The sequence below is a fragment of the Candidatus Eisenbacteria bacterium genome (assembly GCA_016235265.1).
Lineage (GTDB): Bacteria > Eisenbacteria > RBG-16-71-46 > RBG-16-71-46 > JACRLI01 > JACRLI01.
In genome coordinates, this window is sequence record JACRLI010000015.1 from 125631 (window position 1) to 152155 (window position 26525).

Consider the following 26525-nt stretch of genomic DNA (forward strand, 5'->3'; position numbering starts at 1 on the left):
CTCGGGTCTACCGCACCGTCAGGTCGACCTGGCGATCCTTGCGATCTTCCAGGACCCTGAGGAGCAGGGTGCGCAGCACGTAGCGCGCGAGGAATTCGCACGCCGCCCAGGCCAGCACGAAGGCGATCACGGCCCGCAGCACCACCTGCTCGAGCCTGGCACCCGCGTACACCGCGGTGACGAAGCCCAGCAGCGCCGCGGCGGCCCCCGCCGCCTTCGCAATCCGGGACGCCAGCTCGTTCAACCGGCTTCCCCTTCCACTTCGACTTCGACCGTCTCCGGCTCCTCGGGAGTGACGCCGCGCAGGAACCCCTCCAGTCCCGCGGACTCGTAGCCCGGGTCCTCGAGCATCCGCGAGGCCAGCTGCTGAATGCACTTGGCCGCCAGGCAGTACGGGGACGCCTGCACGAACGGCTCCTGCTTCTGGACCGCCTGGCCCACCGCCGGGTCCTCGTACACGTAGCCCCACTGTGTCAGCTCGAGGCCCAGGAAACGGCGGGACACCAGCGCGATGCGGGCCGCCACCTCCTGCCATTCGTCGTAGCCGGTGACCATGTTCACCACCAGCCGCGGGGGCGCGTTCAGCGGCCGCCGGGCCAGCACCTTGATCAGCGCGTAGGCGTCGGAGAACGAGGGCGGCTCGGGGGTGGTCAGCACCATCACCTCGTCGGCCGCGAAGGCCAGGCTGGTGACGTTGCGGCCGATGCCCGAGCCGGTGTCCACCAGCACGAAGTCCAGGTCGCCGTCCAGGGCCTGGATGGAGCGGATCAGCTTCTCGCGCCGGAAGTCGTCCAGGTTCGCCAGGTCCTCGATGCCGCTCGAGGCGGGCAGCACGCGCACGCCCAGCGGGCCTTCGAGCACCACGTCCTCCACGGCGCGGCGTCCCAGCACCACGTCCTTGAGGGTCAGCTTCGGACTGAGCCCCAGCAGCAGGTCCACGTTCGCGAGCCCCAGGTCGCCGTCCACCAGCAGCACCTTCTTGCCGCGCTGCGCCAGCGCGACCGCCAGGTTGGTGGCGATGTTGGTCTTTCCGACGCCGCCCTTGCCGCTGGCCACCGCCACGGTGCGGCGGGGCGCGCGGGGCAGCGCCGAGGGACGCACCCGGTCGCGCTCGCGCGCGGTGCGGAGGCGTTCCGATCCTCGGGGCTTAGGCGCCCTGGCGGGCCCGCTGTTGCCGTGCATCGGGGGTACCTCCCAGGACCAGCCGGGCGAATCCCCCGCCCGTGGCCGTCTCGAAGTCTCCGGGGACCACCGGCCCGGTGGTCCAGTACGAGACCGGGAGCCGGGTCTCGGCCAGCGCGCTCAGCAACTGACCCGAGGTGGCGCTCTCGTCGGTCTTGGTGAAAAGAAGCCGGTCGCAGCCCAATCGGGCGAAGCGCGAAGCCGCCAGGCGGAGGTCCGGGGTCCTCATGCCGGCGGGCAGGCACATGTGGGTCTCGTCGGGCCGCACCGCTGCCAGGGTGCGCTCCAGGCCGGCCAGGCCGGCATCGTCCAGCGGGCCCACGCCGGGAGTGTCCACGAGCAGGATCCGGGTACCGCAGGCGGCGCGGTGTCGGGACAATTCCTCGGCGTCGAAACCCACCTCGAAACCTACTTTCAGGAGCCGGGCGTAGGCCGCCAGCTGATCCACGGCGGCGATGCGGTGCGTGTCCGCGGTGAGCAGCTGCACCGTGTACTTCCCTTCAAGCACGAAGTGCGCCGCCAGTTTGGCGAGGGTCGTGGTCTTGCCCGCTCCAGTGGGTCCAACCAATGCGATCACATGCGGTTGCGCCGACGGTGTGACCGGCTTTGTGACCGGGATCAGCTCCGCCAGGGCGTCCTCCAGGCGGATTCCGGCGCTCGAGCGGCTCTTCTTTTGCCACGCCTCGGCCAGTCGCCTTGCAAGAAGCTCATCCACCCCCCGCGACACGAGGCAGTTCGCCACTTCGGGGGCCCGCATCGGGCCCACCGGCAGCGGCGCCGGGACATGGGGCGGCAGGTCGGGCAGGGTCGCCCGCGGCTCGCGGGTGGGGCGGACCGGCTCGGTCTCGGCGGCGGCCGTGACCTCGAAGCCGCGCTTGCCGTCCACGCGGATGTCGAGGGCGCGGGTGCGCAGCAGGACCGCGGCGTCCCCGAGGTCGGCCTTCACGGCCGCGAGGGCCTCGGGCATGGTGCGTGCGACGAACTTCTTAATGCGCATCGGGCTTCCGGACCGTGGCCACCGAGCTCACTGCGTCCGCCGCGGCCACTTCGCGGTAGGACAGGATCACCAGCGCGGGGAAGGACTTTTCCACCAGGCGCCGCAATTGCGACCGGATGGCGTGGGAACACAGGAGAATCGGCTGGGACGTGGAGGTGAGCGCCACCTGCACCGCCGCGCGCAGCTCGCGCAGCAGCGCCTGCAACCGGGTCGGCTCCAGCAGCAGTTCCTGGCCCTGGTCGGTGGGCGTGAGCCGGTCCACCAGGTCCTGTTCCAGGTCCGGGTCCAGCGTGATCACCGGCACCTGGCCGCGCGCATCCTGGTACTGGCGCACGATGGAGCGCCCCAGCGCCTGCCGCGCGAACTCGGCCAGCTGGTCGTGGTCCTTCACGGCCCCGGCGTGGTCGGCCAGCGCCTCCAGGATGGTGACCATGTCGCGGATGCTGATCCGCTCGCGGAGCAGGCGCTGCAGCACCTTCTGCACGCCGCCCACACTGAGCAGGTTGGGGACCAGTTCCTCCACCACCGCCGGGTGCGTGGCCTTGACCGTGTTGATGATGGTCTGCGTCTCCTGCCGCGTGAGGATCTCGTGCGCGTGCGACTTCACCGTCTCGGAGAGGTGCGTGGCGATCACCGCCGAGCACTCCACCACGGTGTACCCGGCGGCCTCGGCCCGCGGCTTCTCCGCCTCCTCGATCCACACCGCGGGCAGGCCGAACACCGGGTCCTTGGTCTTCACGCCCGGCAGCGGCCCCTCCGCGGTGCCCGGGTCCAGCGCCAGGCACTGGCCCACGCGGACCTCACCGCGCGCCAGCTCGGAGCCGCGCAGCTGCAGCGAGTACTCCGCCGGGCGCAACCGCAGGTTGTCGCGGATCCGGATGGGCGGCACCACCAGGCCCAGGTCGAGCGCGCTCTGCCGGCGGACCAGCGTCACGCGCGGGAGCAGGTCGCCGCCGCGCTTCTCGTCCACCAGCGGGATGAGCGCGTAGCCGATCTCCAGTTGCAGCGCGTCCAGCGGCAGGAGCTTCTCCACCTCCTCCGGCCTCGCGGAGGCCTTCTCGCGCTTGTCCTTCTCCCCCGCCCGGTGGTGCCGGTCCTGGCTGCGACGCACCGCCACGCCCACGCCGATGGCCGAGAGGCTCAGCAGCAGGAACGGGAACTTGGGCAGTCCCGGGACCAGCGCCAGGGCGAACATCAGCGAGCCGGCCACGATCAGCGCCCGCGGCTTGAACAGCATCTCCTTGAGGATCTGGCCGCCCAGCGTGGACGAGCCGCTCACGCGGGTCACGATGATGCCCGCGGCGGTGGAGATGATGAGCGCCGGGATCTGGGCCACCAGCCCGTCACCCACGGTGAGCAGGGTGAACTGTTGCAGGGCGGCGCCCACCGACATGCCCATCTGCGCCACGCCCACCACCAGGCCGCCGATGATGTTCACCAGGATGATCACCACCGCGGCGATGGCGTCGCCGCGCACGAACTTGCTGGCACCGTCCATGGCGCCGTAGAAGTCGGCCTCGCGGGTCAGCTCCAGACGCCGGCGGCGGGCCTCGGCCTCGTCGATGTGCCCGGCGTTCAGGTCGGCGTCGATGGCCATCTGGCGTCCCGGCATGCCGTCCAGGGTGAAGCGCGCCGCCACCTCGGCCACGCGCCCGGCGCCCTTGGTGATGACCATGAACTGGATCACGGTGAGGATGACGAAGATCACCAGCCCCACCGCGTAGTTGCCCCCCACCACGAAGCTGCCGAACGCCGCGATCACCTCGCCGGCATAACCGTGCAGCAGCACCAGCCGGGTGGAGGCCACGTTCAGGCTCAGGCGCAGCAGCGTGGAGAGCAGCAGCACCGATGGGAACACCGACAGCTCGACCGGCTTCTGCACGTACACGGTGAGCAGCAGCACCACCAGCGCCAGCAGCATGTCGAACACCAGCAGGATGTCGAGCACCGGCGGCGGCAGCGGCACCACCATCAGTGCCAGCACCAGCAGCAGGCCGGCGCCCACGAGGAGCTCCCCGTAGCGGTTCAACGCGGACAGCGCCCCCGCGCGGGAGGTGGATTCCATGGGTCAGCTCCTCACGCCACGCCCGCGCGCCGGGCGCGCAGCCGGTAGACGAACGCCAGGACCTCGGCGACGGCCTCGTAGAACTGCAGCGGGATCTCCTTGCCGACTTCGGCCGACTTGTACAGGGCCTGCGCCAGCGGCACGTCCTCCACCATCGGGACGTGGTGCTCGCGGGCCAGTTCCTTGATGCGCAGCGCGATGAGCCGCGCCCCCTTGGCCACCACCGTCGGCGCGTTCATCTCGCCGCTCTTGTAGCGCAGCGCCACCGCGTAGTGGGTGGGGTTGGTGATCACCACGTCGGCCCTGGGGACGTCCTGGAGCATCCGCCGGCGCAGCATCGAGCGCTGCAGCGCGCGCATGCGCGCCTTCATCCGCGGGTCCCCTTCCGCCTGCTTGAACTCGTCCTTCACTTCCTCGCGGGTCATCATCAGCCCCTGCTCGAACTGGAAGCGCTGCCAGCCGTAGTCGGCGACGGCCACCACCAGCAGGCCCAGCGTCACGCGAAGCGCCAGGTGGTAGGTGGCCTTGCCCGCCGCGGGGAGCACGTGGGCCAGGTCGCTGCCGAAGAACGGCAGCAGGCCCAGGAACTCGGTGCGCAGCGTGCCCCAGGTGATCCAGGTGATCAGCGAGAGCTTGATCAGCGCCTTCAGCAGCTCCACCAGGCCGTTCTTCGAGAAGATCCGCTGCGCGCCCTTGATCGGGTTCAGCTTCTCGAGGTTGGGCTTGATGGGTTCCCCCGAGAAGATCACCCCGACCTGCATCAGGTTCGAGGCCACGCCCACCACGCCGATGACCAGGATCGCCGGGGCGATGGCTTTGCCCACGTGCAGCAGCAGGAAGGTCAGCTCGCCCTGGGCGCTCTCCGCGGACCAGGCGCGCTGCAGCCCCTCGCCCCAGTACAGCCGGGCGAGACCGCCGATCTCGCGCGCCATGTGCGGGGTGGCCCACGAGAGCGCCAAAATACTGGCCAGCAGCACGAGCGCGGAATTTACCTCCTGGCTCTGCGCAACCTGGCCCCGCTCCCGGGCTTCCCGTCGTTTCTTGGGTGATGCGGGCTCGGTTTTCTCGTCTTTATGGTCTTCCGCCAACGACACTTACCCCCGTCGGGCCGGCCCGCGGCAAGTTCTTCCCGGGCGGCAGCCCGGGAACTGCAAAACGCATGGCACCACAGGGAAACGCAAGCTACATGCCACGCAGGAGCGTGCGTACGGCGATCTCCAGGGCGGAGAACTGGCGCTCGAGCACCCCCGCGAGCATCGGCAGGGTCATGCCGAGCGCGACCAGGCCGAGCGCGATCTTGAGCGGGAAGCCCACGGTGAACACGTTCATCTGGGGGATGGTGCGCGCCACGAGGCCCAGGGCCACGTCGGCCAGGAACAGCGCCGCCAGCACCGGGCCGGACAACTCCAGCGCCATCACGAACACCTTGCCCACCGCGCCCGCCAGGGCCATCCCGACGGCCGGCTGAAACCCGGCCACGCCGAGCGGCGCCAGCTCGAAGCTGGCGAACACCCCGCGCACGAACAGGTGGTGCGCGTCGAGGGCGAAGAAGAGCAACGAGGCGAACAGGCCGTAGACCTCGGAGATCACCGGCACCGAGGCGCCGGTGCTGGGGTCCACCAGGTTCATCATGGAGAAGCCCATCTGCAGGCCCAGCAGCTCCCCGGCGATCTGCACCGCGGTGAACACCAGCTGCGCCAGCAGCCCCACCGCCGCGCCGATGGCCACCTCGCGGAACACCGACAGGCAGGTGAGCAGCAGCGTGGGCGGCAGCGCGACCCCGCCGGGTTTCAGCCCCGGCAGGACCAGCAGGGTGATGAACAGCGCCGCGCCCAGCTTGAACTGCGTGGGCACGGCCCGGCCGCCGAAGAACGGGCCGGAGGCGAGGATCCCGGCCACCCGGGCGAACGCCAGCAGGAACGCCGGGCCGCCCATGAAGAGCGCGGTGTCCACGGTCAGCGCATGCGCGCCGCGCCGAGCCACAGGTTCGACGTGTAGGTGATCATCATGTTGAGCATCCACGGCAGGAACAGCACCAGGCCGAGGATCACCGCCAGGATCTTGGGGATGAACGTGAGCGTCATCTCGTGGATCTGGGTGACCGCCTGGAACACGCTCACCACCAGCCCCGCCACCAGCCCGAACAGGAGCATGGGCGTGGACAGGACCACCGCGGTCCACAGGGCCTGCTTGAGGATCGAGACGGCTTCGAGCGGGGTCACCGGGCGCCTCCTAGCGGAAGCTCATGACCAGCGAGCGGATGACCAGGTGCCACCCGTCCACCAGCACGAACAACAGGATCTTGAAGGGCAGCGAGATCATGGCCGGGGGCAGCATCATCATGCCCATGGACATGAGGACGCTGGCCACCACCATGTCCACGATGAGAAACGGCAGGTAGATCACGAAACCCATCTGGAAGGCGGTGCGCAGCTCGCTGATCATGAACGCCGGGATCACGGTGGTCATGGGAATGTCGGCGGCGCTGCGCGGCGCGGGCTGCCGGGAGAGCTTCACGAACAGCGCCAGGTCCTTCTCGCGCGTCTGGCGGAGCATGAACTCGCGCAGCGGCACGGTGCCCACCTTGACGGCCTCGGCCTGGGTGATGCGCCCCGCCATGAGCGGCTGCACCGCCTGGGTGTTCACCTGGTTCCACACCGGCGACATGGTGAAAAAGGTCAGGAACAGCGCCAGCGAGATCAGCACCTGGTTGGGCGGCATCTGCTGGGTGCTCATGGCCTGGCGCAGGAAGCTCAGGACCACCACGATGCGCGTGAACGAGGTCATCATGATGAGCAGCGCCGGGGCGATGCTCAGGATCGTGAACAGCAGGAGCAGCTGCAGCGACGTGCTCACCTGGCCCGGGGTGCGCGACTGCTCCACCCCCAGGGTGATGTGCGGCAGACCCACGCCGGCCGGGGCGGCCGCCGCCGCGGGGGCGGCGCCGGCGGGGACCTGCGCCGCGGCGGGCGCGGCGGCCAGCAACGCGGTCGCCGCCAGCAGCGTGACGAGCAGGAGCCGGCTAGGAGCGGTCATCTTCCATCTTCCCCAGTCGCGAGAGGAAATCGTCCAGGCGCTTCCCGAACTGCGCCTCGTCCGGAAGCTCGCCGCGCGCGGCGGCCGGTTCCCCGGCGCCCTCGTTCCATTCCGAGGCCAGCAGCGTGATCTCGGAGCTGCCCGCCCCGAGCAGCAGGCGGAAGCGCCCCCAGCGCACCGTGTACAGCGAGCGCTTGGGCCCCAGCGGCACGTGCGACTCCACCTCCACCGGCCCCTTGCGCGCCCGGGCGAAGCCGGGCTGCGCCCGGCGCAGCAGCCAGGCCACCAGGTACACCAGCGCCACCACCACGGCCAGCGCCAGCCCGGTGCGCAGCAGCAGCCCCAGCATCGAGGGCGCGGGCGGCACCGACGGCTCGGTGTAGTGCAGGTCCAGGGCCGCGGCGTTGGTGGCCCACGCCGTCATCCCGGCGACCCAGAGCAGGCGCAGCGCGCGCACGATCAGGCCTTCAGCCCGCCGAGGCGCTGGTCGGGATCCACCAGGCCCAGGATGCGCACGCCGAAATTCTCGTCCACCACCACCACTTCCCCGCGGGCCACCAGCTTGCCGTTCACCAGCACGTCCACCGGGTCCCCGGCCGCCTTGTCGAGGCGGATCACGGAGCCCAGTCCCAGCTCCAGGATGCTCTTGATGGGCATCTGGGCGTGACCCAGCTCCACCGAGAGCGGCAGTTCCACGTCCAGCAACAGGTCGATGCTGCGCGGCGCGACCTGGCCGGGGTCCGGCGCCAGTTCCGGCAGCGCCACGGCCTGGGCCACCGCGGGGGTGTCCCCCCCGCCGAAGTCCCCGGCCGGCGCGTCCATCGGCTCCTGCACGGAGTCGGAGGTCTCGAATGCTTCACTCATGGCTTGCTCCTCACGGTTCGAGGGAGATCACTTCCAGCGCGCGGTGACGGCCCACGCGGCCCAGTCGCACCGAGCCCTTGGGCTGGCCCGAGATGCACAGCGGCAGGGTGCCCCGCGGCGTGCTGTCCAGCCGCACCACGTCGCCCACGCGCAGGTCGAGCAGCTCCCCGATGCGGATCCGGGCGTGGCCCAGCACCCCGGCCACGTCCAGCGAGGTGGGTTCGATGCCGTCGCGCCACAGCTCCCCGGGGATCGGCGTGGGCCGGCGCACCCGCTGGCCCGGGCTTCCGGCGGCGCCGGCCTTGCTGAGCGGCTCCTCGATGTCGCGGTGCTGGAAGCACAGGCTGGCGAACCCGGATGCCTTGGGCAGCTGGATCTCGAAAGACACGAACAGCACCATGTCGCCGGCCGCGCCGGCGCTCACGAACTGCGGGTTGCTCTCGAACACGTCGATCTCGGGCTGCAGCGCCACCACCGGTTTCCACGATTCCACCAGGTCGGGCAGCGCGCGCCGCACGATCTTCTGGATCACCGTCTGTTCCAGCGTGGTGAGGTGCTTGCCCTCCGAGCCCAGCAGCCCGGGACCGCCGAAGAGCCGGTCGATCATGGCCAGCAGCAGGCTCTGGTTGATCTCGAGGACCATGCCGCCCTCGAAGGGCGGGGTGCTCAGCACGGTGAGCCCGGTGGGGTTGGGCAGCGCCTGCTGGTACTCGGCGTACGTCACCCCGCTCACGGACACCAGCGAGACCTCCACCACGCAGCGCAGGTAGGCCGACAGCGAGTTGGCCAGCATGCGCGCGAAGGACTCGTGGATGCTCGTGAGGGTCCGGATCTCCTCCTTGGTGAGCCGGCTCGGCCGGCGGAAGTCGTAGGTGGTGATGTTCTGCGCCGGCATCCCGGGATCGCCGGGGGACGCCTCGAGGTCGCCGGTGGATACGGCGCTCATCAGGGCATCGATTTCTTCCTGGCTCAGAATGCCGGCCATCGGATTCCCCTGTCGGGCCGCGGGCGCCTACTGGCCCACGAACTCCGTGAAGTAGAGGTTGCGCACCGCGATGTCCTTCATCTTCTCGGACATCTTCGCCTTGATCACGTCGCGGATGCGCTGGCGTCCCTCGGGCGTGTTCAGCTCCGCCACGGTGCACTTGCCGAACTCGGTGATCATCAGGTCGCGGAGCACTGCGTCGCGCGCCCCCAGCTCCTCCACTTCCTTCTCGCTGGCGACCTCGAAGGCCAGCCCGACCTTGATGTAGTGGATCTCGTCCTTGTCGGCCGAGTTGATGACCATGTCCTTCAGCTGGAACATCGGGCCCATGGCGGCCTCGACGGCCTTCTCGGGCTTCTTCTTCGCGCTCGCCTCGGCGCTCTTCGCCTTCGGCAGCACCACCATGTAGATGATCGCCAGCGAGGCGCCCACGATCACCACCAGGCCGCCCACGAGCCCCAGGATCAGGAACAGCGGGCCGCCTTTCTTCGCCGGGGCCCCCTTGACCTTGGCCTTGGGGTCCTTGGAATCCTTCGCGTCCTTCGCGCCCTTGGGATCCTTGGCGTCCTTGGGATCCTTGGCGTCCTTCGCGTCCGTGGCAGGGGCCGCGGGGGCCTTGGCCTCATCGGCCATCGTCGCCTCCTGTCGTGGTGGGCGGTGAGACCTCCGCCGGGGGCGGGGCCGGGGCCGCCAGAATCACGAAGTCCACGCGCCGGTTGCGCGCCTGGCCCTCGAAGCTGTCATTGGCCACCTCGGGCCGGTACTCGGCGTAGCCGGCCGCCGAGAGCTGTGCCGGCGACATCCGGTGGTTTTCCACCAGGTAGCGGATCACCGCGGTGGCCCGCGCCGACGAAAGCTCCCAGTTCGAGGCGAATCGGTCGCTGTGGATGGGTACGTTGTCCGTGTGACCCTCCACCCTCACTTCGTTCGGGTACCGCGCGAGCAGCGTGGCCAGCGTGTCCAGGATGGCCCGCGCGCCCGGCTGGATCTCCGCCTTCCCCGACTCGAACAGCACCTTGTCGGAGAGCGACAGCACCACGCCCCGGGCGTCCTGCTTGATGCGCAGCTTTCCGGAGAGGGCCTCGGACTTGAGGTCTGCCTCCATCTTTCCCATAACGATCTTGAGATCGATGCTCTCCGACGGCACGTACGATTGGGTAGGAGCAACGACCGTGCCCATGTCCCCCTTCAGGAGCAACCCGCCGCCCGAGAGGATCTTGTGCAGCGCCGTGCTGACCGCCCCGAACTTCTTCGCGTCCACCTTCGACATCGAGTACATGACGATGAAAAAGGCAAGCAGGAGCGTAATCAGGTCGGCGTAGGTCAGCAGCCAGCGCTCGGAGTTCTCGTGCTCCTCGTGGGACTGGCGGCGCCGGCTCATGCGGCCTTCTTCTGGGGCTCGGTCCGGGCCTTGGGCTCCAGGAAGCTCAGCAGCTTGGTCCGGATGACGCGCGGATTTTCACCGCTCTGGATGGAAATTACCCCCTCCATGGCCAGTTCCAGGAACAGCTGCTCCTCCTCGTGCCTGACTTTCAACTTATCGCCGATCGGCAGGTAGAACAGGTTGGCCATGCCCACGCCCCACAGCGTGGCGATGAAGGCGCCGGCGATGGACTCGGCCATCTTGCTCGCGTCGCTGGTGTTGCCCAGGGTGTGGATCAGGCCCAGCACCGTCCCGATGATGCCCAGGGTCGGCGAGAACCCGCCCAGCTTCCCGAACAGCGTCGCGCCCTCCTTGTGCCGCACCGAGATGAACGCCATCTCCGTTTCCAGGATGTTGCGCACCACCGCCGGGTCGGTGCCGTCCACCACCAGTTCCACGGCCTTCTTGAGGAAGGGGTCCTTGATCTTCTTGGCCTCGGACTCCAGGGGCAGCAACCCGTCGCGGCGGGCCTTCTCGGCCAGCGTCACGATGGTGTTGATCAGCTCCCCCGGGCTCCGCTCGCTGGAGAACATCGCGATCTTCAGGTACGTGGGCAGGGCCAGCACGGTCTTGAGCGAGGTGGTCATGGTGGACGCCCCGATGGTGCCGCCGATCACCAGCAGCATCGCCGGGATCTGGAGCACCGCGGCGACCTCGCCGCCCTCCATGAGGTAGGAGACCAGGATCGAGCCCAGCGCCAGGACGAGTCCGCCGACGGTCGCGAGATCCATGACCTAGCGCTCCTCTCCGGACCGCGGGGCCGTCGCCCACGGGCCGGGGATGGGCCCCGCCTGCGCGAGCGGCGCGTCCTGCGCCTCGTCCACTTCCTCCCGCCCCGACTCCTCCTCCTCCTGCCACGACCCCTCCACGACGTAGGGGGCCGCCATCAGGCGTCGGCGAAACTCGATCACCCGGGCCACCACCTCGTCCACCGGCTCGAGCACGTTCATCTTGTGCCCGGAGATCAGGGTGATGGTGGTGTCCGGCGTGCTTTCGAGCGTCTCGATCAGGTCGGCGTTGAGCACGCAATCCACGCCGTTGAGCTTGGTGAGATGAATCATGGTCCTCCGTGACGGGCGGCCCGTCCCCGGGCCGCCCCGCCAGGCCGCCGGCTAGCGCTTGATGTTGACGACTTCGCTCAGCAGCTCGTCGCCGGTGGTGATCATCCGGGCGTTGGCCTGGAACCCGCGCTGCGCGGTGATCAGGTCGGTGAACTCGGACGCCAGGTCCACGTTGGAGCCTTCCAGCGCGCCGGCGGAGATGCTGCCGAACGAGCCGGAGCCCGCCGAGCCCACCACCGCGCGGCCGGAGTTGAGCGACTCTTCCCACGAGTTGCCGTTGCCCTTGGTCAGCCCGGCGTCGTTGATGAAGCGGGCCAGCGCCACCTGGGCCAGCGTGCGCGTGACGCCGTTGGAGAAGCTGCCCACCACGTGACCCTGGCTGTCGATCGAGGTGCGCACCAGGTTGCCGGCGCTGTAGCCGTCCTGGCTGAACACGAACGCGGTGGTGTCGCCGGCGCTCGAGGTCATGGTGCCGAACGGGTTGTAGGCCGGCGACGTGGTGGTCGCCAGCTTGACCACGATGTCGGCCGCCCCGTTCGCCGGGCTGGGGGCGAGCGTGAGGTCGGTCACCGAGCTGGTGTTGAGCGTGCCGTCGGTGTTGAAGGTCAGCGCGCCGGCGCCGCCGGTGGCGGTGTAGCCCGTCGGCGGGGTCGGGATGGTCACGTTCCACACCAGCGGGCTGGTGGCATCCTTGGTCAGGCGCAGCGTCAGCGAGTGCTTGTTGCCGCGCGAGTCGTACACGGTGGTGGTGACGTCCACGTTGGTTCCCGCCGCCGCGCCGGCGTCCAGGTTGCCGTGGACTTCCATCTGCGTGGTCGGCTTGGCGGAGGCGGTGGCGTCGGTGGAGATGCGCAGGTCGGACAGCGCGGTGCCCGGCGCGATGGTGCCGGCGGCGTCGGCCATGTAGCCCTGCACCACCTTGCCGGTGCCCGGATCCACCAGGCGGCCCTGGGCGTCGAAGCTGAACGCGCCGGCGCGGGTGTACTGCTGCCCGCCGCCGCTGCCCAGGATGAAGAAGCCGTCGCCCTGGATGGCCAGGTCGGTGCCCAGGCCGGTGTTCTCCAGCGTGCCCTGGCCGAAGAAGTTGTCGATGCCGGCCACGCCGGTGCCCATCCCGATCTGCATCGGGTTGGTGCCGCCCTGGGTGCCGCTGCCCGGCGAGGCCGCCTGCAGCAGCTGGGAGAACTGCTCGGCGAAGCGCGCCCGACCGGTCTTGAAGCCGATGGTGTTGATGTTGGCGATGTTGTTACCGATCACGTCCATCATGGTCTGGTGGGCCCGCAGGCCGGTGACTCCGGAGAACATGGCTCGCAGCATGGAAGTCTCCTTTGCTTTCAGGTTCCGCACCGGGCGCCGCCCCCAGGGGCGGGCCCGCGATTTGAGGTCGATTCCAACGCCCCCTTACTTCTTCACCGGGGCTTCCACGATCTGGGTCACGTCGGACAGGCTCACGGAGCGGTCGCCCACCAGCAGGTAGGTCTGACCGTGACTGAACTTCACCCCGGTCACGCGTCCGCGCACCAGCGTCTCCGCGGGCACCGCCGCGCCCTTGGCGTCGGTGGCGGTGACCTTGAAGGTGTACTCGCCGGCCGGGGCCGGCTGGCCGTCCGCGCCGTTGCCGTCCCAGGCCACGGTGTGCGAACCCTCGCCCATGCTGCCGGACTTCACCGTGGCCACCACCTTGCCGCTGGAGTCCACCACCTCCACCTTCACGCTGCCCGCGGCGCCGGAGAGGTTGAAGCCCAGGTCCACCTTGCCGCCGGCGGAGAGGGTGAACTGGTCGCCCCGGGCCTCCACGTCGCGGCCGATGAGCCCGGTGGTGAGCGAATTGTTCACCGACTGGTTGAGCAGAATGCTGGTGGCCATGCCGTCGTTCATGTTCTGCATCTGTTCCAGCGAAGAGAACTGCGCCAGCTGCGCCACGAACGCCTCGTTCTGGATCGGCTGCATGGGGTCCTGGTTGCGCAGCTGCGCGGTGAGCAGGAGCAGGAAGTCCTCCTTGCCCAGCGCGCTGGCGCCGCTCGCGCCCATGGTGGCGCCCAGGCTCGCGGCGGTGTTGGTGCCGTGAATCGCGTTCGTGCTCATGACGTGCTCACCTCCCGTGCGGGCCCCGATGCCGGGGTCACGCGTACAAGTCCAGCCGGCCTTCGCGCGCCGCGCGGGGCGCGCCGGGTGCCGGAGCGATCTCCGTGGTCGTGGTCGCAGCCCGCGGGACTGCCGGGCGCGTGCGCGCCGGCGCCGCATCCCGGCGGCCGTGGCCCTCGAAACTCCCCCCCACTTCCACCCTGAGCGAAGTCACGCCGCGGGCGTCGGCCAGCGCGCGCTCCAATTCCGGAAGATGCTGCCGGATGGCCTCGCGGGCCTCCGGGCTGTCCGCCGCGAACTGCGCCTGCAAGTGGCCGTTCTCCATGCGCAGCCGGATCTCCACCTTGCCCAGCGATTCGGGGTGCAGCCGCACCGTGGCCTCGCTGGAACCCGGGGCGTGGAACTTGATCGCGATCTGGCTCACCAGCGTGTCCACGATCCGGCGCGCGGCGGGCGCGCCGGCGTGGGACTTCGACACCGGGGTCGCAGCCTCCTCGCGGGACCGGGCGCCCGGCGCGGCGGCCGTGGCGGAGTCGGCTCTCACCGCGGTCACCGCGTCGGCGGATCCACTCGAAACCGTGGTCGCAACATCCTGTGTCTTCATCAGTTGAGCGCGAGGCTCCGCTCCCGCCGGTGTCGTGCTGGCCGCGGGCTCGGAGGCGCCGGAACGGGGGTTTCCGCCCTCCTGCGTCAAAGCCTGTTCCCCTCCTCCCTGGCGCTGGGCCTCCACCACCGGGTGGGCGGGAGTGCCCGCGCCCCGGGCGGACTCGTGCGCCTGTGCACCGCGCGGGCCCGACGCCTCCGGGGCGGCGGACGCGGCAGCCTGTGGCGCGCCCGCGGCGGCTTCCGGCGCGGACGCGGCGCGGACGCCCCGCGGACCGGCTTCGCCGGCGCGGGCCGGGGCGTCGGCATTCGCCGTGCCTGCGGCATTCGGTTCCTGGTTCGGACGGGCGGCCTCCGGCTGCGCCTCGGGCGCGCCCGGGGCGTTGCCCTTCGCGTCCTGCGGCGTCACCGGCAGCGTGCCCGGCACACCTGCGCCGCTGGCGTTCGAGCGCGACGAAGTCGCCGGGGCCGAAGCTCCGGCGTCCTGGCCCGGCGCCGCGGCCGCGGTGTCCCCGGGCTGCGCCCCCGCGGCTTCCGCCTCCGCCTCTGCGCCTGCCCGGACCTGCGCCGCAACCGCGGTTGCCTGGCCCCAATCCGACTTCGATGGCCCGGTCACCACCACGCGCGCGGCGGCCCCCAGCAGTTCCTTCAGGATCGCCCCCGCGGGGTCCCCGGCGTCTCCGTCCGGGCCGACGGCCGCGGGCAGGCCGGACCCGGCGGGCGCCGACGGGGTGCCCGTCGCGGCGGATGATTCGGGCTGCGGCGTCGTGCCCGGCGCGCCGGGGGACGCGCTCGCCGCACCCGGTCCGCCTTGCGGCGCGGCCGACTGCGGCTGCGGCACGCGGGCGGGTTCCCCACCGCCCGTCCCGTCCACTCCGACCTTCGATGCGCGCGGCGCAGTCCGTGCCCCGTCGGGGCCGGGGGTGCCGCCGGTCGCGCCGATCGGGGCGGCGCGCTCCGTCCGTGCGTCCTCGTCCCCCGCGGGCCGGTCCTCGCCGTCCGCACCGCGGGCCGGGCGCGCCGGGGTGCTGACGTCGCGGGAATCGCGGGGCGCTGCGGCGTGTGCGGCGCGGGGCGCGTCGGTGTCGTCCCTCCGCCCGGTGCGCGGCGACGGGGTCGGCGCGCAGTCGCGGCGCGGGTCCGCGGCGCGGGCGCGGTCCCGCCCGCCCGGGGGCGCCGCCTGCGGGCGCGCGGCCAGGTCGAGCAGCGCCGCGAATGCAGCGCCCGGCCCGGCCTGCGGCGGGGCCGCGGGCCGGGGCTCGAACGGGTCGGTGCGCCGTGCCGCGGGGCGCGGGCGCGGAGACTGGACGGATTCGCTCACGGGCGGCTGCCCTCCGGACCGGTCATGCCGGCCCACATCTGGGTGATGCGCACCGAGCGCTCCGGCCCGAACGCCTCCAGCAGGCGCGCGGCCTGCGGGGCCTTGAGCTGGCGCACGATGGCCATGGCGGTGACGTCGTCGAGCTGGCGCAGGATGCGCGCGGCGTCCTCGGCCTTCATCTCCGCGTAGATCTTCGCCAGCGCCTTGTCCTGGGCCTGCTGCTCCGGGGTGCGGGCCGCGGGCACGGCCTTGGCGACGGCGTCGCGCCGCGCGGCGTCGGCGTCCGGCTCCCCGGCGCCCGGCGCGGGGGCGGCAGCCACGGCGGCAGTCGGGACCGGCGCGGCGGCGGCGCTCTCCGCGGGCGCGGCGGCCCCGCCGGGTGCGGCAGGCGGCTCCGCCGGCGCCTTCGCCGGCGCGGTGCGCGACTGCGCCAGGCGCTGCTTCACCAGCGGCAGCAGGTGCTGCTGGGCCACACCGGTGGCGAACAGCAGCCCGGTGAAGATCCCCAGGAACGCGACCAGGAATATGGCGACCCACTTCATGGCGTCCTACACCCTCTCCAGGGACATCCGGCGCGCGTAGCGGCCGGCGTTCCTGTCGTTCAGCTCCCGCTCCTCGGCCCGGACCGTGTCCAGCCGGACCTCCTCGGCGATTCTCTCCTTGAGCCTCTCCAGCACCCGCAGCTGCTGGCGGGCCGCGGCCACCGCGTCCCGGGCCAGGGTCTCGGCCTGGTGCGCCCCCCGGAGCCGCGTCGCGGCCGCCCCACGGGCCTGCCGGTGTGCGTCGGCCAGGTCGCTCCAGGTGCGCACCGCCGCCGGATCCGAAATCTCCGCGCGCAGCGCCTGCAACGTGCGGTTTTCCTCGAGCTGCAGCCGCGCCACCTCCCGCTCCACCGCGGCGCGCGCCCCCACGGCCCGCGCCAGCGCCATCTGGCGGTCCTTCAGGGCCCGCGCCCGGAGGCGCTCCAGGCCGTGCAGCCGGTAGCGGCGGGTCATGGCGGCCTAGGCCACCGCGGCGCGCAGGTGCGCCAGGGTGCCGTGAAACGGTTCCAGTTCGCCGGGGGCCTGCTGCAGGAACTGCTGCAGGCGCGGCCGCCGCTCCAGCGCGGCGTCGATGTCGGCGTTGCTGCCCCGGGCGTAGGCGCCGATCTGCACCAGGTCCTCCGCCTCGCGGTAGGTGGCCAGGTGCCGGCGGCCCTCCTGCGCCCACTTGCGGTGCTCCGGGTCCGCCACGTCGTGCATCACGCGGCTGACACTCTCCAGCACGTCGATGGCCGGGTAGTGCCCCGCGGACGCCAGGCGCCGCGAGAGCACCACGTGGCCGTCCAGCACCGAGCGCGCGGAGTCGGCGATGGGGTCGTTCATGTCGTCCTGTTCCACCAGCACCGTGTAGATGCCGGTCACCGAGCCGTCCGCGCCGCAACCCGAGCGCTCCAGGAGCTGCGGCATCAGTGCGAATACGCTCGGGGTGTAGCCGCGGGCCGTGGGCGGCTCGCCGGTGGCCAGGCCCACCTCGCGCTGCGCCATCGCCACGCGGGTGAGCGAGTCCATCAGCAGCAGCACCTGCGCGCCGCGGTCGCGGAAATACTCGGCGATGGTGGCGGCCAGCAGCGCGCCCTTCACCCGCACCAGGGCGGGCTGGTCGCTGGTCACCGTCACCACCACGGAGCGCTTCAGCCCCTCGGGGCCCAGGTCGCGCTCCAGGAAGTCGCGCACTTCGCGGCCGCGCTCGCCGATCAGCGCGATCACCGTGACCTCGGCCTCGGTGCCGCGCGCCATCATCCCCAGCAGCATGCTCTTGCCCACGCCCGAGCCCGAGAAGATGCCCATGCGCTGCCCGCGTCCCAGGGTCAGGAATCCGTCCACCGCGCGCACCCCGGACGCCAGCGGGCGCAGCACGCGGGCGCGTTTCAGCGGGTGCGGCGGCGCGGCATGCAGCGGGCGCATCTCGCCCGGAGGCAGGGGGCCCCCGTCGTCCATGGGAACGCCCATTCCGTCCAGGACCCGTCCCAGCATCCCCGGGCCCACCGGCGCCGACAGCGGCTGGCGCGTGCGCACCACCTCACTGCCCGGGTGCACCCCGCGCAGGTCGCCCAGCGGCATCAACAGCGCGCGGTCGCCCCGGAAGCCCACCACCTCGGCGCGCGCGGGCGGCTCGGTGCGGGAGGTGCAGATCTCGCACAGCTCGCCCACCGAGGCGGACAGCCCGGTGGCTTCCACCACCAGGCCCACCACCTGCGCCACCCGGCCGGTCACCCGGATGGAGTCGAAGCGGTTCACCCGCTCCAGCCTCGGTTCAAGCGTCGGCATCGGTCCCGGGCCTCTCTCCCAGCAGCATCCGTTCGATCTCCACCAGTTGCGTGGTCCACCGCGCGTCCACCGCCCCGTGCAGCGTGGTCACCAGCGCGCCGCCGCGCGCCACGCGGCGGTCCTCGATCACCTCGAAGTGCTCCACGCCCTCCACGATCCGCAGCCACGCCTCGCGCCGGGAGCGGACCGCTTCCAGGTCCTCCGGGTTCACGCGCAGCGTGATGCGGTCGCGCGCGGTGACCCGCTTGAGCGCCTCGGTGGTCATGCGCTCGGCCATGGTGCGGTCCTCCTCCGACAGCCGGCCCACGACCCTTCCCGCCACCGCCAGGGCCAGGCGCACCGCGTCGGTCTCCAGCTCGGATGTCATGCGCTCGCGGTGCTCCCACACCTCGCGGACCACCAGATCCAGCGTGGTGCGCAGTCCCTCGACCTCGGCCTCGCCCTGCGCGCGGCCCTCCACCACACCGTCCTCGAAGCCCCTGCGGTAGGCCGCCTCGCCCTGCGCCTCCGCCGACGGCTGGATGCGGACGTGCCGGGCGGGCTGGGGATAGGGCGCGAACACGGCCACCGGGGCGTCCTGCCCCGGGCCTTCCGCCGGCTCCGTGCGCACCGCGCCGCGGATGACGCTAGACGACGACTTCATCCTGCTTGCCTCCGCGCCCGGCGATCACGATCTCGCCCTGCTCCTCGAGGGCGCGCACGGCGTCGATGACGTGCCGCTGGGCCTCCTCGAAGGTCTTGAGCTTCACCGGGCCCATCCTGTCGCGCTCCTCCTTGAGGATCTCCACCGCGCGCTCGGACATGTTGCGGAAGATCAGGTTCTTCAGCTCCTCGCTGGCGGCCTTGAGGGCCAGCGCCAGCTCCTTGGTGTCCACTTCCTTGAGCAGCCGCTGGATGCCGCGGTCGTCGATGCGGCCGATGTCCTCGAACAGGAACATGAGGTTCTTCACCTGCTGCGACACCGCCGGGTTCTCCCGATCCAGGGTGGAGAGGATGTTGCGCTCCACGCCGCGGTCCAGCCGCTTCAGCAGGTCGGCCACCACCTGCACGCCCCCCACCTCGCTGGCCGACTGGCTCTCCACCGAGACCAGGTTCTGGCTCAGCACGCTCTCGATCTCGCTGATGGTGTCGGAGCTGATGTGGTCCATGGTCGCCAGGCGCGCCACGATTTCCGGCTGCGTCTCGGGCGGCAGCATGCTCAGCACCTCCGCCGCCTGCGGCACCCGCAGGTGCGCCAGGATCAGCGCGATGGTCTGCGGGTGCTCGTTGCGGATGAAGTTCACCAGGTGCGCGGTCTCGAAGTTGCGCAGCATCTCGAAGCCGGTGGTTTCCACCGAGCCCTGCACCCGGTTCACGATCTCGCGCGCGCGGTCCCCGCCGAGGGCGCGCTCCAGCACCTGCTGGGCGTACGGGAGGCCGCCCTCCACGAAGTTCTCGCGGGTCATGGCCTCCTTGCCCACCTGCTCGAAGATCTGGTGCCGCAGCTCGCTGGGCACGTCGCCCAGCCGCGCGATCTCCAGCGTGAGCGACTCGATGTCCGCGGGCGGCATCTCCTTGAGCACCCGGGCGGAGTCCTCGGGTCCCAGGCTCACCATCAGCACGGCGGCGCGCTGCGCCCCGGTGAGCTGGGAGATCGAGGTGGTCTTCAGTTGCGGCTTCAATTCGGGTTCTCCTCGCGCATCCAGGCCCGGACCAGGGTGGCGACCTCCTGCGGCCGCTCACGGGCGAGCCGCGCCATGCGCTCCTCCATCCGCCGCCGCTGGATCTGCACCGGGTCCTGCTGGCCGTGGAGCTCCTCCTCCGGGGGCGGCGCCTGCGTCAGGCTGCCGAGGCCCTTCATGGCGGAGCGCAGGAAGAGCAGCAGCAGCAGGCCCACCACCACGTAGCCCACCTTGCCGCCGACCTTGCTCACCACGCCGAAGGTCTGGGCCTTCTTCATGTCCTTGGCCACCGCGTCCATCACCGAGGTGTCGAACGCCACGTTGGCCACTTCCAGCTCGTCCCCGCGCTTGGCGTCGATGCCCACGGCGTTGCGCACGATGTTGCGGATCTTGGTCAGCTCCTCCGGGCTGCGCGGCTGGTACTTGCGCGCGCCCTTGGCGTCCACCTGGTAGGCGCCGTCCACCATCACCGCCACCGACAGCTTGCGGATGCCGCCCGAAGCGCTGGCGATGTGCTCCACGCTCTTGGACACCTCGTAGTTGACCACCGAGCTGGTGCTGCGCTCCCCGCCCCCCTGGCCCTGGGTGTCGTTCTTCTCCTCGCTGCGCACCACCTGGTTGTCCGGGTCGTACTTCTCCACGGTGCGCTCGATCTTGTCGAAGTCCAGCTGCGCGCTGACCTGCACCACCGCGCGGTTGCTGCCCAGCACCTCCTCGAGCATGCCCTGCACCTTGTGGGACAGGTAGTTCTCCACGTTCTGCTGCAGTTCCAGCTGGTCGTTCGACAGCCCCGCGATGGAGTTGGCGGAGTGACCCTTGGAGAGGACGTTGCCGTTGGTGTCGATCACCGTCACGTCCTCGGGCTTGAGCCCCTCCACGCCGCTGGCCACCAGCCGGGTGATGCCGTGGACCTGGCCCTGGTTCAGGCGGCCGCGGAGCTTGAGCACCACCGAGGCGGTCGGCACCGCGCGCTCCTCGGTGTAGAGGTGCGGCTCGGGCAGCACCAGGTGGACGCGGGCCTGCTCCACCTCCTCGATGCCCTGGATGGTGCGCGTGAGCTCGCCCTCCAGGGCGCGCTGGTAGTTGAGCTTCTGCACGAAGTCGGTCATCCCGAAGTTGTTCTTGTCGAACACCTCGTAGCCCACCCCACCGGACTGCGGCAGCCCCGCGGTGGCCAGGTCGAGGCGCGTCTCGTAAACCTGCGCGGCCGGCACCAGCACCGTGGCGCCGCCGTCCCGCAGCTGGAAGGGCACCTTCTTGGTGCGGAGCTTCTCCACGATCCTGCCGCCGTCCTCGGACTTCAGACCGGTGTAGAGCACCTGGTAGTCGGGGCGGCCGGCCCACGTGGCCACCAGCGCGCCGAGGGCCACCACGGCCAGCAGCGAAAGGACCACCGCCATGCGCTGGTTCGCGGACAACCGTTTCCAGGTCCCGAGGAGTCGATCCATTCCAGTCACCCTTCATCGTTGTTCGGTCCGACGTCCATGTCCGTCCGGGGACTGTCCCCGGGCCCGGCCCGCTCCGCGGGCCTTCCTACAGCGGCATCCGCATCACTTCCTGGTACGCCGACACCAGTTTGTCGCGCATCTGCAGCACCAGGTCGAAGGCGATCTGGGCCTCCTGCTGCGCCAGCACCACGCGGTGCAGGTCCACCGGCCGGCCCTCCACCAGGGCCTGGTTCATCGCGTCCGAGCGCTGCGAGAGCGCGTTGGCCGTGTCCACGGCCTGGGTCAGCAGCTGCTGGAACGGCACCTGCGCCGGACCGGCGCCGGCGGCGGGGGTGGCGGCGGGCGAGGTCCCCTCGAGGGGCCGCCCGACCTCGATCGGGTTCAGGCGAATGGTCTCCATCAGCGGCCGATCTCCAGCGTCTTGTTGGCCATGTCCCGCGCCACCGTCAGCGCGGTCACGTTGGCCTCGTAGGCCCGCGAAGCGGCCATGAGGTCCATCATCTCGGTCACCGGGTTCACGTTCGGCATCCGCACGTAGCCCTTCTCGTCGGCGTCCGGGTGGCCCGGGTCGTACACCATGGGCAGTTCCGAGGGGTCGTCCTGCACCTCGCCCACCTCCACCCCGGCGGGCAGCACCTGGTAGCGCTCGGCGGCCACCTGGCCCGGGCCGGTCTTCATGCCGGCGGCCGGGGACGCGGGGCCTTCGGGCACCAGGATGCGCGGGCCGTCGAGCGCGGCGCGGAAGTCGGCCACCTGGCGGCGGTACGGCCCGCCCTGGGGCGTCCTGGTCACGCTGGCGTTGGCGATGTTGTTGGCGATCACGTTCAGCCGGAGCCGCTGCGCGGCGAGCCCCGACGCGCTGATCTCGAGACTGTTGAAGATGCCCATGTCCGGCATGGTGCTTCCTCCGGGACGGGACCGCGCGGCGCGGCTCCCAGGATGCGCGCGCCCCGCAGCGGGGCGCGCTCACGAAACCTGCCTACCGGTCGACGATGGCCTGTCGGATCATCTTGTACTTCGCGGAGACCAGCTGGGCGATCGCGCCGTGGCGCAGCACGGTCTTCTGCAGCTCCACCATTTCGCGCTCGATGTCCACGTTGTTCACGCCGCTGCGCAAATCCGGGGAGGTGTCCACCTCCACCCGCGGCGACACGTGCCGCGCCCCGCGCGAGGCTTCCAGGTGCGCCGGGCCGTCCCCGGCCAGCTGCAGACGGTGCGGCTGCCGGGTGCGATCCTGGAGCAGCTCCTCGAACGCCACGTGCTTCGCCTGGTAGCCGGGAGTGCCCACGTTGGCGATGTTGTCCGCGGTCACCTTCTGGCGCAGCGCGGCCGCGTCGAGGCCCTGCCGCAGTCCCGGGATGCTTTCTCCGAAGAGGATCTTGTCCAGCACGTTCGCCTCCAGTCCGTGGAGGGGCAAAACGCAATCCACGTGCCACCCGGAGGGGCTCCGGGCATTTCCGACAAGATCAAGCAGGAAGGTGGGTTACGCGGCGACCCTCAAGGCAGGTTGGGCGGCCGGACGGGCCCGGTGGGCAATTTCTGCCGCCCCGGGCGGCAAGTTTTGCGCCCCGGCCTCCTCGCGGTACTGGCGGAGCTTGTTGCGCAGGGTGCGCACGCTGATGCCGAGCGTCTCCGCCGCGCGCATCCGGTTGCCGCCGCAGGCCTGCAGCGCGTCGCGGATGGCGGAGCGTTCCAGCTCGTCCAGGTTCAGTGTGCCGTGCGGGGCGGGCAGGGGCTCGTCCAGGCGGAAGTCGGCCGGCTGCAGCACCTCGCTGCGGGCGAACACCACGGCCCGCTCCACGGCGTTCCGCAGCTCGCGGATATTGCCCGGCCACGCATGTCGCTGCAGCCCCTCGAGGGCCTCGGGACTCACGGCACGCACGTCGCGGCCACTCTCCGCCGCGACACGCGCCACGAAGTGCGACGCCAGCAGCGGGATGTCGCCGGCGCGCTGGCGCAGCGGCGGCAGCGTCACGGTGACCACGTTGAGGCGGTAGAAGAGGTCCGCGCGGAATGCGCCGCGGGCGATCATGGCGGGCACGTCGCGATTGCTGGTGGCCACCACCCGGACGTCCACCCGCACCGGCTCGGCGCCTCCCAGGCGGTAGAACTCGCGCTCCTGCAGCACGCGCAGCAGCTTGGCCTGCAGCGCGGGGCTGATCTCGGAGATTTCGTCCAGCAGCAGCGTGCCCCCGTGGGCCTGCTCGAAGCGCCCCGGGTGCCGGCCGCCGGCACCGGTGAAGGCGCCCTTCTCGTATCCGAACAGCTCGCTCTCCAGCAGTCCCTCCGGCACGGCGGCGCAGTTCACGCTGACCCACGGGCCCTCGGCCCGCGGACCCAGGTCGTGCAGCGCCCGCGCCACCAGTTCCTTGCCGGTCCCGCTCTCCCCCAGCACCAGCGCGGTGGCCCGGCTGCGGGCCAGCGCGGGAAGCTGCTCCAGCACGGCTCGAAGCGCCGGGTCGTTGCCCACGATGCCGGAGTGGGCCCGGCTCTCGCGCACCAGCTCCTTGAGGCGGCGGTTCTCGCCGCGAAGCCGGGACACGCGCAGCGCCTGCGCCGCGGCGCGCTCGATGAGGTCGGCCGAGCACGGCTTGAGCAGGTAGTCCTCCGCGCCCTCCTTGAGCGCGGCCACCGCCGATTCCACCGTGCCGTAGGCGGTCAGGAAGACGCACGCCCCGCTGCCGCCACGCGAGCGGGCCTCGCGCAGCACATCCACACCGGTGGTCCCGGGCAGGCGCAGGTCCAGGAACACCACGTCGGGCGCGAAGGCGGGCCAGGCGTCGAGCGCCTCCGCCGGCTCTCCCGTGGCCACCACCTCGTAGCCCGCGCCGCGCAGCGTCTCGCCCAGGAAGTCCCGCATCAGGGGCTCGTCGTCCAGCACCAGCGCGCGCGGCTTCATGCGTCCTCCGGAGGCAGGGACGGCAGGGTCAGGGTGAAGCAGGCCCCGTGCGGCTTCCGGTCCCGGTACGCGAGGGCGCCGCCGTGCGACTGCGCGGCCTTGGCGGCCAGCGCCAGGCCCAACCCGGTGCCGCGCGCCTTGCCGGTGATGAACGGTTCGAACATCCGGTCGCGCACGGCGGGATCCACGCCGGGGCCGGAGTCGGAAATCGTGAGCCGGTGCGCCTCGCCCGGGATCAGGGCCACCCGCACCCGGCCGCCCCGGGGCGAGGCTTCCACCGCGTTGCGAGCCACGTTGACCACGGCCGCCTGCAGGCGCGTCGCGTCCCCGCGGGTGAATGCGGCCCCCGGTCGCTTCCACACCAGGGCCACGCCGCGCTCGCGCGCCAGCGAACCGGTCTGCACCAGCGCGGATTCCACCACCGCGCGCAGGTCCACGGGGTCCTTGCGCGGCTCGAAGGGCCGCGTGAATTCCAGGAATTCGGAGACCAGGTCCTCCAGGGCGTGGATGCCGCAGCGGATCTTCTCCGCGTAGGCCCGGCGGGGGTCGGCCGGTTCCAGCCCGCGCTCCAGCAGGTCCAGGAAGCCGGACATGCCGCCCAGGGGGTTGCGAATCTCGTGTGCCGCCACCGCGGCCACCCGTCCCAGCGCCGCCAGCGAGCGGGCGCCCTCCAGCTCCTTGCGCAGCCGCACGTCCTCGGTGCGGTCGGTCAGGATCTCGACGGCCCCCAGCGGCTCGCCGCGCACGCCGCGCACCCAGGACACCTCGGAGTCGAGGTGACCGGAATCCGGTCCCAGGTCCAGCGCCTCGCTTCGGGGTCCGCCGGCGCGCAGGCGGTCCGCGGGCGAGGGGTGGCCGGGCCACAACTCGGCGTACGCGTGCCCCCGCGCGGCCTCGCGGCCCACACCCAGCATGCGCTCCGCGGCGTGGTTCATGCTGCGCACGCGCCCGGAGGAGTCGCTCCACACCAGGCCCAGCGGCAGGGACTCCATCACCCGGCCGACCCACAGGTGGAAGCCCTCGGACTCCTCGCGCACGCGACGCAACCGGTCGCGCAGCACGTACAGTTCGGCCTCGTCCTGGGCAAGGCGCAGTTCCAGCTCCGCCTGCCCGGTCCAGTCGGTCCCCGGGTGCAGCACGGTCATCGGGAGGTCATCCGCGCGGCCGAGCCCGCGCGAGCGCGGGCCTGGGCCGTCCAGTAGTCGTCCGGGTGGTGCGTCTCCAGCTCCTGCAGGCGGGCGGCGGCGGCCTGCGCCCGGCCCAGCCGCGTCTCGAGCTTGGCGCACTGGTGCAAGGACCAGGGTCGCTCGGGGGCCGCGGGATACGCGGCCATGGCCTCGACGTAGGCCGCGAGCGCGTCCTCCGGTCCGGCCAGGCGGTACTGGGCGTCGGCCCACTGGAAGTACGCGGTCCGCCGCGCGTCATCCTTCGATTCCGGGTCCGGAGTGATCTGCGTGGCGCGCCGGTACCAGCGCGCCGCCTCGTCGGTGCGCCCGGTGCGATCCAGCACCCGGCCCAGCAGCAGGTCCAGCGACACCGACTCGGCGCCCAGCTGCAGCGCCCGGCGGGCGTGACCTTCCACCCCATCCGGGGCGGCATGCAGCGCCCATTCCAGGAGGGCCAGCCGCGCGTACAGCGCCGCGGCCGAGTCCGCCGACAGGAACCTGGCGCAGCTGTCGAGCGCGGCGGCGGCCGCGACGGCGTCACCGCGCGCCAGGGCGGTGCGCACCGGTGCATCCGGGGCCCGGGAGGTGACCGTGCGGGTGTCGTGCGCGCGCCGGCCGGCGACCCCCGACTTCGGGGGCGGCGCGGGCGCGCGGATCGCGGCGGGGCCTGCGGAGCGACCGCGGGCGGTCGCGGGCGCGGCGCCGGACCGCGGGCCCGCGACGGATGAAGCCGGAGTTGCGGGCGCCGGCGCGGGCCCGCCGGCCAGCAGCAGCACGCCGGCCGAGTCCCTCCAGCTCACCCAGTACGGCGCGCTCCGGGGCAGTTCCAGGATCAGGCGCGGGTGCGCGCCATCGAGGTCGCGCACCTGGGCCCGCCGCAGGCGATTCGCGCCCGGATCCGCCTCCACCTTCGCGTCGGCGGGAAAGTCCAGCACCACGCGTGGCGGGGAGCCCAGCTCCCAGACCTTCTGCGGACGCGGCCCGCGGAAGCGCAGCACCGCGTCCCCGCCGCCGGCCCGCGCCGACGGCGCCGGCCCGCACAGCGCCGCGGCGCACGCCAGCGCCAGCAGTGCGCGCCCCGCGCCCGGGGGCGGGTGGATCACGACTTCCTCGCGGCCCGGGCGGGCCGCGGCGGTTCGAGGCGCCGCTCGATCTCGCGCGCCAGCATGGCCACGGTGTCGCGCTGCAGGCTCTCCACCTCGCGCTCCGGCAGGCCCAGGGTGCGCGCGATCTCGCCGGCCGAGAGCTCCTCGTAGTAGTGCAGCGCCAGGACCAGCCGCCGCTTCTCGTCCAGCCGCGGCAGCGTGTCCACGATCAGGCGGCGCGCGGTGCTCTGCGCGTCCGGGGTGAGCGGCGGGTGGGCCGCGGGCGATCTCCCGGGCAGCCAGCCGAGCAGGGATTCCACGGACAACATCGGGTC

The 26525-nt window shown here is 71.7% G+C and carries 31 protein-coding genes; all 31 read right to left on the bottom strand.

Annotation, left to right across the window (positions count from 1 at the left end):
- Nucleotides 1-7 precede the first annotated feature (7 nt).
- Nucleotides 8-244 (bottom strand): hypothetical protein, encoded by a 237-nt coding sequence (locus HZB25_08675; GenBank protein ID MBI5837305.1) that lies wholly within the window; start codon nt 242-244, stop codon nt 8-10.
- Nucleotides 241-1101: a MinD/ParA family protein gene (locus tag HZB25_08680; protein ID MBI5837306.1), complete on the bottom strand. Its 861-nt coding sequence runs from the start codon at nt 1099-1101 to the stop codon at nt 241-243. Before HZB25_08680 ends, HZB25_08675 begins: the two co-directional genes overlap by 4 nt.
- A 46-nt stretch (nt 1102-1147) precedes the next feature.
- Entirely contained in the window at nt 1148-2179 is a 1032-nt protein-coding gene (locus tag HZB25_08685; protein ID MBI5837307.1) for a hypothetical protein, read from the bottom strand.
- Nucleotides 2169-4244, bottom strand: a complete 2076-nt coding sequence (gene flhA / locus HZB25_08690) for a flagellar biosynthesis protein FlhA (GenBank protein ID MBI5837308.1) — start codon at nt 4242-4244, stop codon at nt 2169-2171. The genes HZB25_08685 and flhA overlap by 11 nt, the downstream gene beginning before the upstream one ends.
- A gap of 11 nt (nt 4245-4255) precedes the next feature.
- On the bottom strand, nt 4256-5332 hold the full coding sequence (gene flhB, locus HZB25_08695; GenBank protein ID MBI5837309.1) for a flagellar biosynthesis protein FlhB: 1077 nt from the start codon (nt 5330-5332) through the stop codon (nt 4256-4258).
- Nucleotides 5333-5426: 94 nt separating this feature from the next.
- Nucleotides 5427-6197 carry a flagellar type III secretion system protein FliR gene (fliR, locus tag HZB25_08700; protein MBI5837310.1) on the bottom strand — a complete coding sequence of 257 codons (771 nt, stop codon included), beginning with the start codon at nt 6195-6197 and terminating at the stop codon, nt 5427-5429.
- Nucleotides 6198-6199: 2 nt separating this feature from the next.
- Nucleotides 6200-6466, bottom strand: a complete 267-nt coding sequence (gene fliQ / locus HZB25_08705) for a flagellar biosynthesis protein FliQ (GenBank protein MBI5837311.1) — start codon at nt 6464-6466, stop codon at nt 6200-6202.
- Between the two features lie 10 nt (nt 6467-6476).
- Nucleotides 6477-7280 (bottom strand): flagellar type III secretion system pore protein FliP, encoded by an 804-nt coding sequence (gene fliP, locus HZB25_08710; GenBank protein MBI5837312.1) that lies wholly within the window; start codon nt 7278-7280, stop codon nt 6477-6479.
- Entirely contained in the window at nt 7267-7737 is a 471-nt protein-coding gene (locus HZB25_08715) for a flagellar biosynthetic protein FliO (protein MBI5837313.1), read from the bottom strand. Before HZB25_08715 ends, fliP begins: the two co-directional genes overlap by 14 nt.
- A gap of 2 nt (nt 7738-7739) precedes the next feature.
- Nucleotides 7740-8144, bottom strand: coding sequence for a flagellar motor switch protein FliN (gene fliN, locus HZB25_08720; GenBank protein ID MBI5837314.1), 405 nt, complete (start codon nt 8142-8144; stop codon nt 7740-7742).
- A 10-nt stretch (nt 8145-8154) separates the two neighbouring features.
- Nucleotides 8155-9129 (bottom strand): flagellar motor switch protein FliM, encoded by a 975-nt coding sequence (gene fliM, locus HZB25_08725; protein ID MBI5837315.1) that lies wholly within the window; start codon nt 9127-9129, stop codon nt 8155-8157.
- Nucleotides 9130-9156: 27 nt separating this feature from the next.
- Nucleotides 9157-9762: a flagellar basal body-associated FliL family protein gene (locus HZB25_08730; GenBank protein MBI5837316.1), complete on the bottom strand. Its 606-nt coding sequence runs from the start codon at nt 9760-9762 to the stop codon at nt 9157-9159.
- A complete protein-coding gene (locus HZB25_08735) occupies nt 9752-10510 on the bottom strand; it encodes an OmpA family protein (GenBank protein MBI5837317.1) in 759 nt (252 codons plus the stop codon). The genes HZB25_08730 and HZB25_08735 overlap by 11 nt, the downstream gene beginning before the upstream one ends.
- The gene (locus HZB25_08740) at nt 10507-11283 is read right to left on the bottom strand and encodes a flagellar motor protein (GenBank protein ID MBI5837318.1); all 777 of its coding nucleotides are present in this window, start codon (nt 11281-11283) and stop codon (nt 10507-10509) included. The genes HZB25_08735 and HZB25_08740 overlap by 4 nt, the downstream gene beginning before the upstream one ends.
- 3 nt (nt 11284-11286) lie before the next feature.
- A complete protein-coding gene (locus HZB25_08745; GenBank protein ID MBI5837319.1) occupies nt 11287-11613 on the bottom strand; it encodes a flagellar FlbD family protein in 327 nt (108 codons plus the stop codon).
- Between the two features lie 51 nt (nt 11614-11664).
- Nucleotides 11665-12930 carry a flagellar hook protein FlgE gene (locus tag HZB25_08750; protein ID MBI5837320.1) on the bottom strand — a complete coding sequence of 422 codons (1266 nt, stop codon included), beginning with the start codon at nt 12928-12930 and terminating at the stop codon, nt 11665-11667.
- Nucleotides 12931-13014: 84 nt separating this feature from the next.
- Nucleotides 13015-13698 (bottom strand): flagellar hook assembly protein FlgD, encoded by a 684-nt coding sequence (locus tag HZB25_08755; GenBank protein MBI5837321.1) that lies wholly within the window; start codon nt 13696-13698, stop codon nt 13015-13017.
- A 37-nt stretch (nt 13699-13735) separates the two neighbouring features.
- Nucleotides 13736-15622 carry a flagellar hook-length control protein FliK gene (locus HZB25_08760; protein ID MBI5837322.1) on the bottom strand — a complete coding sequence of 629 codons (1887 nt, stop codon included), beginning with the start codon at nt 15620-15622 and terminating at the stop codon, nt 13736-13738.
- A complete protein-coding gene (locus HZB25_08765) occupies nt 15619-16164 on the bottom strand; it encodes a hypothetical protein (protein MBI5837323.1) in 546 nt (181 codons plus the stop codon). The genes HZB25_08760 and HZB25_08765 overlap by 4 nt, the downstream gene beginning before the upstream one ends.
- Before the next feature lie 6 nt (nt 16165-16170).
- On the bottom strand, nt 16171-16617 hold the full coding sequence (locus HZB25_08770; GenBank protein MBI5837324.1) for a hypothetical protein: 447 nt from the start codon (nt 16615-16617) through the stop codon (nt 16171-16173).
- Nucleotides 16618-16623: 6 nt separating this feature from the next.
- Nucleotides 16624-17931, bottom strand: a complete 1308-nt coding sequence (locus HZB25_08775; GenBank protein MBI5837325.1) for a FliI/YscN family ATPase — start codon at nt 17929-17931, stop codon at nt 16624-16626.
- On the bottom strand, nt 17918-18574 hold the full coding sequence (locus HZB25_08780) for a hypothetical protein (protein MBI5837326.1): 657 nt from the start codon (nt 18572-18574) through the stop codon (nt 17918-17920). Before HZB25_08780 ends, HZB25_08775 begins: the two co-directional genes overlap by 14 nt.
- Nucleotides 18558-19592: a flagellar motor switch protein FliG gene (gene fliG, locus HZB25_08785; protein MBI5837327.1), complete on the bottom strand. Its 1035-nt coding sequence runs from the start codon at nt 19590-19592 to the stop codon at nt 18558-18560. The genes HZB25_08780 and fliG overlap by 17 nt, the downstream gene beginning before the upstream one ends.
- Nucleotides 19589-21040 carry a flagellar M-ring protein FliF gene (gene fliF, locus HZB25_08790; GenBank protein ID MBI5837328.1) on the bottom strand — a complete coding sequence of 484 codons (1452 nt, stop codon included), beginning with the start codon at nt 21038-21040 and terminating at the stop codon, nt 19589-19591. The genes fliG and fliF overlap by 4 nt, the downstream gene beginning before the upstream one ends.
- An 85-nt stretch (nt 21041-21125) precedes the next feature.
- Nucleotides 21126-21440, bottom strand: coding sequence for a flagellar hook-basal body complex protein FliE (gene fliE / locus HZB25_08795; GenBank protein ID MBI5837329.1), 315 nt, complete (start codon nt 21438-21440; stop codon nt 21126-21128).
- The gene (flgC, locus tag HZB25_08800; GenBank protein ID MBI5837330.1) at nt 21440-21928 is read right to left on the bottom strand and encodes a flagellar basal body rod protein FlgC; all 489 of its coding nucleotides are present in this window, start codon (nt 21926-21928) and stop codon (nt 21440-21442) included. Before flgC ends, fliE begins: the two co-directional genes overlap by 1 nt.
- 91 nt (nt 21929-22019) lie before the next feature.
- Entirely contained in the window at nt 22020-22430 is a 411-nt protein-coding gene (flgB, locus tag HZB25_08805; protein MBI5837331.1) for a flagellar basal body rod protein FlgB, read from the bottom strand.
- A gap of 93 nt (nt 22431-22523) precedes the next feature.
- The gene (locus HZB25_08810) at nt 22524-23939 is read right to left on the bottom strand and encodes a sigma-54-dependent Fis family transcriptional regulator (protein ID MBI5837332.1); all 1416 of its coding nucleotides are present in this window, start codon (nt 23937-23939) and stop codon (nt 22524-22526) included.
- On the bottom strand, nt 23936-25084 hold the full coding sequence (locus tag HZB25_08815) for a PAS domain-containing protein (protein MBI5837333.1): 1149 nt from the start codon (nt 25082-25084) through the stop codon (nt 23936-23938). Before HZB25_08815 ends, HZB25_08810 begins: the two co-directional genes overlap by 4 nt.
- Nucleotides 25081-26208, bottom strand: coding sequence for a tetratricopeptide repeat protein (locus tag HZB25_08820; GenBank protein ID MBI5837334.1), 1128 nt, complete (start codon nt 26206-26208; stop codon nt 25081-25083). The genes HZB25_08815 and HZB25_08820 overlap by 4 nt, the downstream gene beginning before the upstream one ends.
- The gene (locus HZB25_08825) at nt 26205-26519 is read right to left on the bottom strand and encodes a sigma-70 family RNA polymerase sigma factor (protein MBI5837335.1); all 315 of its coding nucleotides are present in this window, start codon (nt 26517-26519) and stop codon (nt 26205-26207) included. Before HZB25_08825 ends, HZB25_08820 begins: the two co-directional genes overlap by 4 nt.
- Between the last annotated feature and the right edge of the window lie 6 nt (nt 26520-26525).

What these genes read in the sequence shown, in the direction of transcription:
- HZB25_08685 (MBI5837307.1), bottom strand. Translation starts at nt 2,179, where the DNA reads ATGCGCATTAAGAAGTTCGTCGCACGCACCATGCCCGAGGCCCTCGCG.
- flhA (MBI5837308.1), bottom strand. Translation starts at nt 4,244, where the DNA reads ATGGAATCCACCTCCCGCGCGGGGGCGCTGTCCGCGTTGAACCGCTAC.
- fliP (MBI5837312.1), bottom strand. Translation starts at nt 7,280, where the DNA reads ATGACCGCTCCTAGCCGGCTCCTGCTCGTCACGCTGCTGGCGGCGACC.
- fliN (MBI5837314.1), bottom strand. Translation starts at nt 8,144, where the DNA reads ATGAGTGAAGCATTCGAGACCTCCGACTCCGTGCAGGAGCCGATGGAC.
- fliM (MBI5837315.1), bottom strand. Translation starts at nt 9,129, where the DNA reads ATGGCCGGCATTCTGAGCCAGGAAGAAATCGATGCCCTGATGAGCGCC.
- HZB25_08730 (MBI5837316.1), bottom strand. Translation starts at nt 9,762, where the DNA reads ATGGCCGATGAGGCCAAGGCCCCCGCGGCCCCTGCCACGGACGCGAAG.
- HZB25_08735 (MBI5837317.1), bottom strand. Translation starts at nt 10,510, where the DNA reads ATGAGCCGGCGCCGCCAGTCCCACGAGGAGCACGAGAACTCCGAGCGC.
- HZB25_08740 (MBI5837318.1), bottom strand. Translation starts at nt 11,283, where the DNA reads ATGGATCTCGCGACCGTCGGCGGACTCGTCCTGGCGCTGGGCTCGATC.
- HZB25_08745 (MBI5837319.1), bottom strand. Translation starts at nt 11,613, where the DNA reads ATGATTCATCTCACCAAGCTCAACGGCGTGGATTGCGTGCTCAACGCC.
- HZB25_08750 (MBI5837320.1), bottom strand. Translation starts at nt 12,930, where the DNA reads ATGCTGCGAGCCATGTTCTCCGGAGTCACCGGCCTGCGGGCCCACCAG.
- HZB25_08755 (MBI5837321.1), bottom strand. Translation starts at nt 13,698, where the DNA reads ATGAGCACGAACGCGATTCACGGCACCAACACCGCCGCGAGCCTGGGC.
- HZB25_08765 (MBI5837323.1), bottom strand. Translation starts at nt 16,164, where the DNA reads ATGAAGTGGGTCGCCATATTCCTGGTCGCGTTCCTGGGGATCTTCACC.
- HZB25_08770 (MBI5837324.1), bottom strand. Translation starts at nt 16,617, where the DNA reads ATGACCCGCCGCTACCGGCTGCACGGCCTGGAGCGCCTCCGGGCGCGG.
- HZB25_08775 (MBI5837325.1), bottom strand. Translation starts at nt 17,931, where the DNA reads ATGCCGACGCTTGAACCGAGGCTGGAGCGGGTGAACCGCTTCGACTCC.
- HZB25_08780 (MBI5837326.1), bottom strand. Translation starts at nt 18,574, where the DNA reads ATGAAGTCGTCGTCTAGCGTCATCCGCGGCGCGGTGCGCACGGAGCCG.
- fliF (MBI5837328.1), bottom strand. Translation starts at nt 21,040, where the DNA reads ATGGATCGACTCCTCGGGACCTGGAAACGGTTGTCCGCGAACCAGCGC.
- fliE (MBI5837329.1), bottom strand. Translation starts at nt 21,440, where the DNA reads ATGGAGACCATTCGCCTGAACCCGATCGAGGTCGGGCGGCCCCTCGAG.
- flgC (MBI5837330.1), bottom strand. Translation starts at nt 21,928, where the DNA reads ATGGGCATCTTCAACAGTCTCGAGATCAGCGCGTCGGGGCTCGCCGCG.
- HZB25_08810 (MBI5837332.1), bottom strand. Translation starts at nt 23,939, where the DNA reads ATGAAGCCGCGCGCGCTGGTGCTGGACGACGAGCCCCTGATGCGGGAC.
- HZB25_08815 (MBI5837333.1), bottom strand. Translation starts at nt 25,084, where the DNA reads ATGACCGTGCTGCACCCGGGGACCGACTGGACCGGGCAGGCGGAGCTG.
- HZB25_08825 (MBI5837335.1), bottom strand. Translation starts at nt 26,519, where the DNA reads ATGTTGTCCGTGGAATCCCTGCTCGGCTGGCTGCCCGGGAGATCGCCC.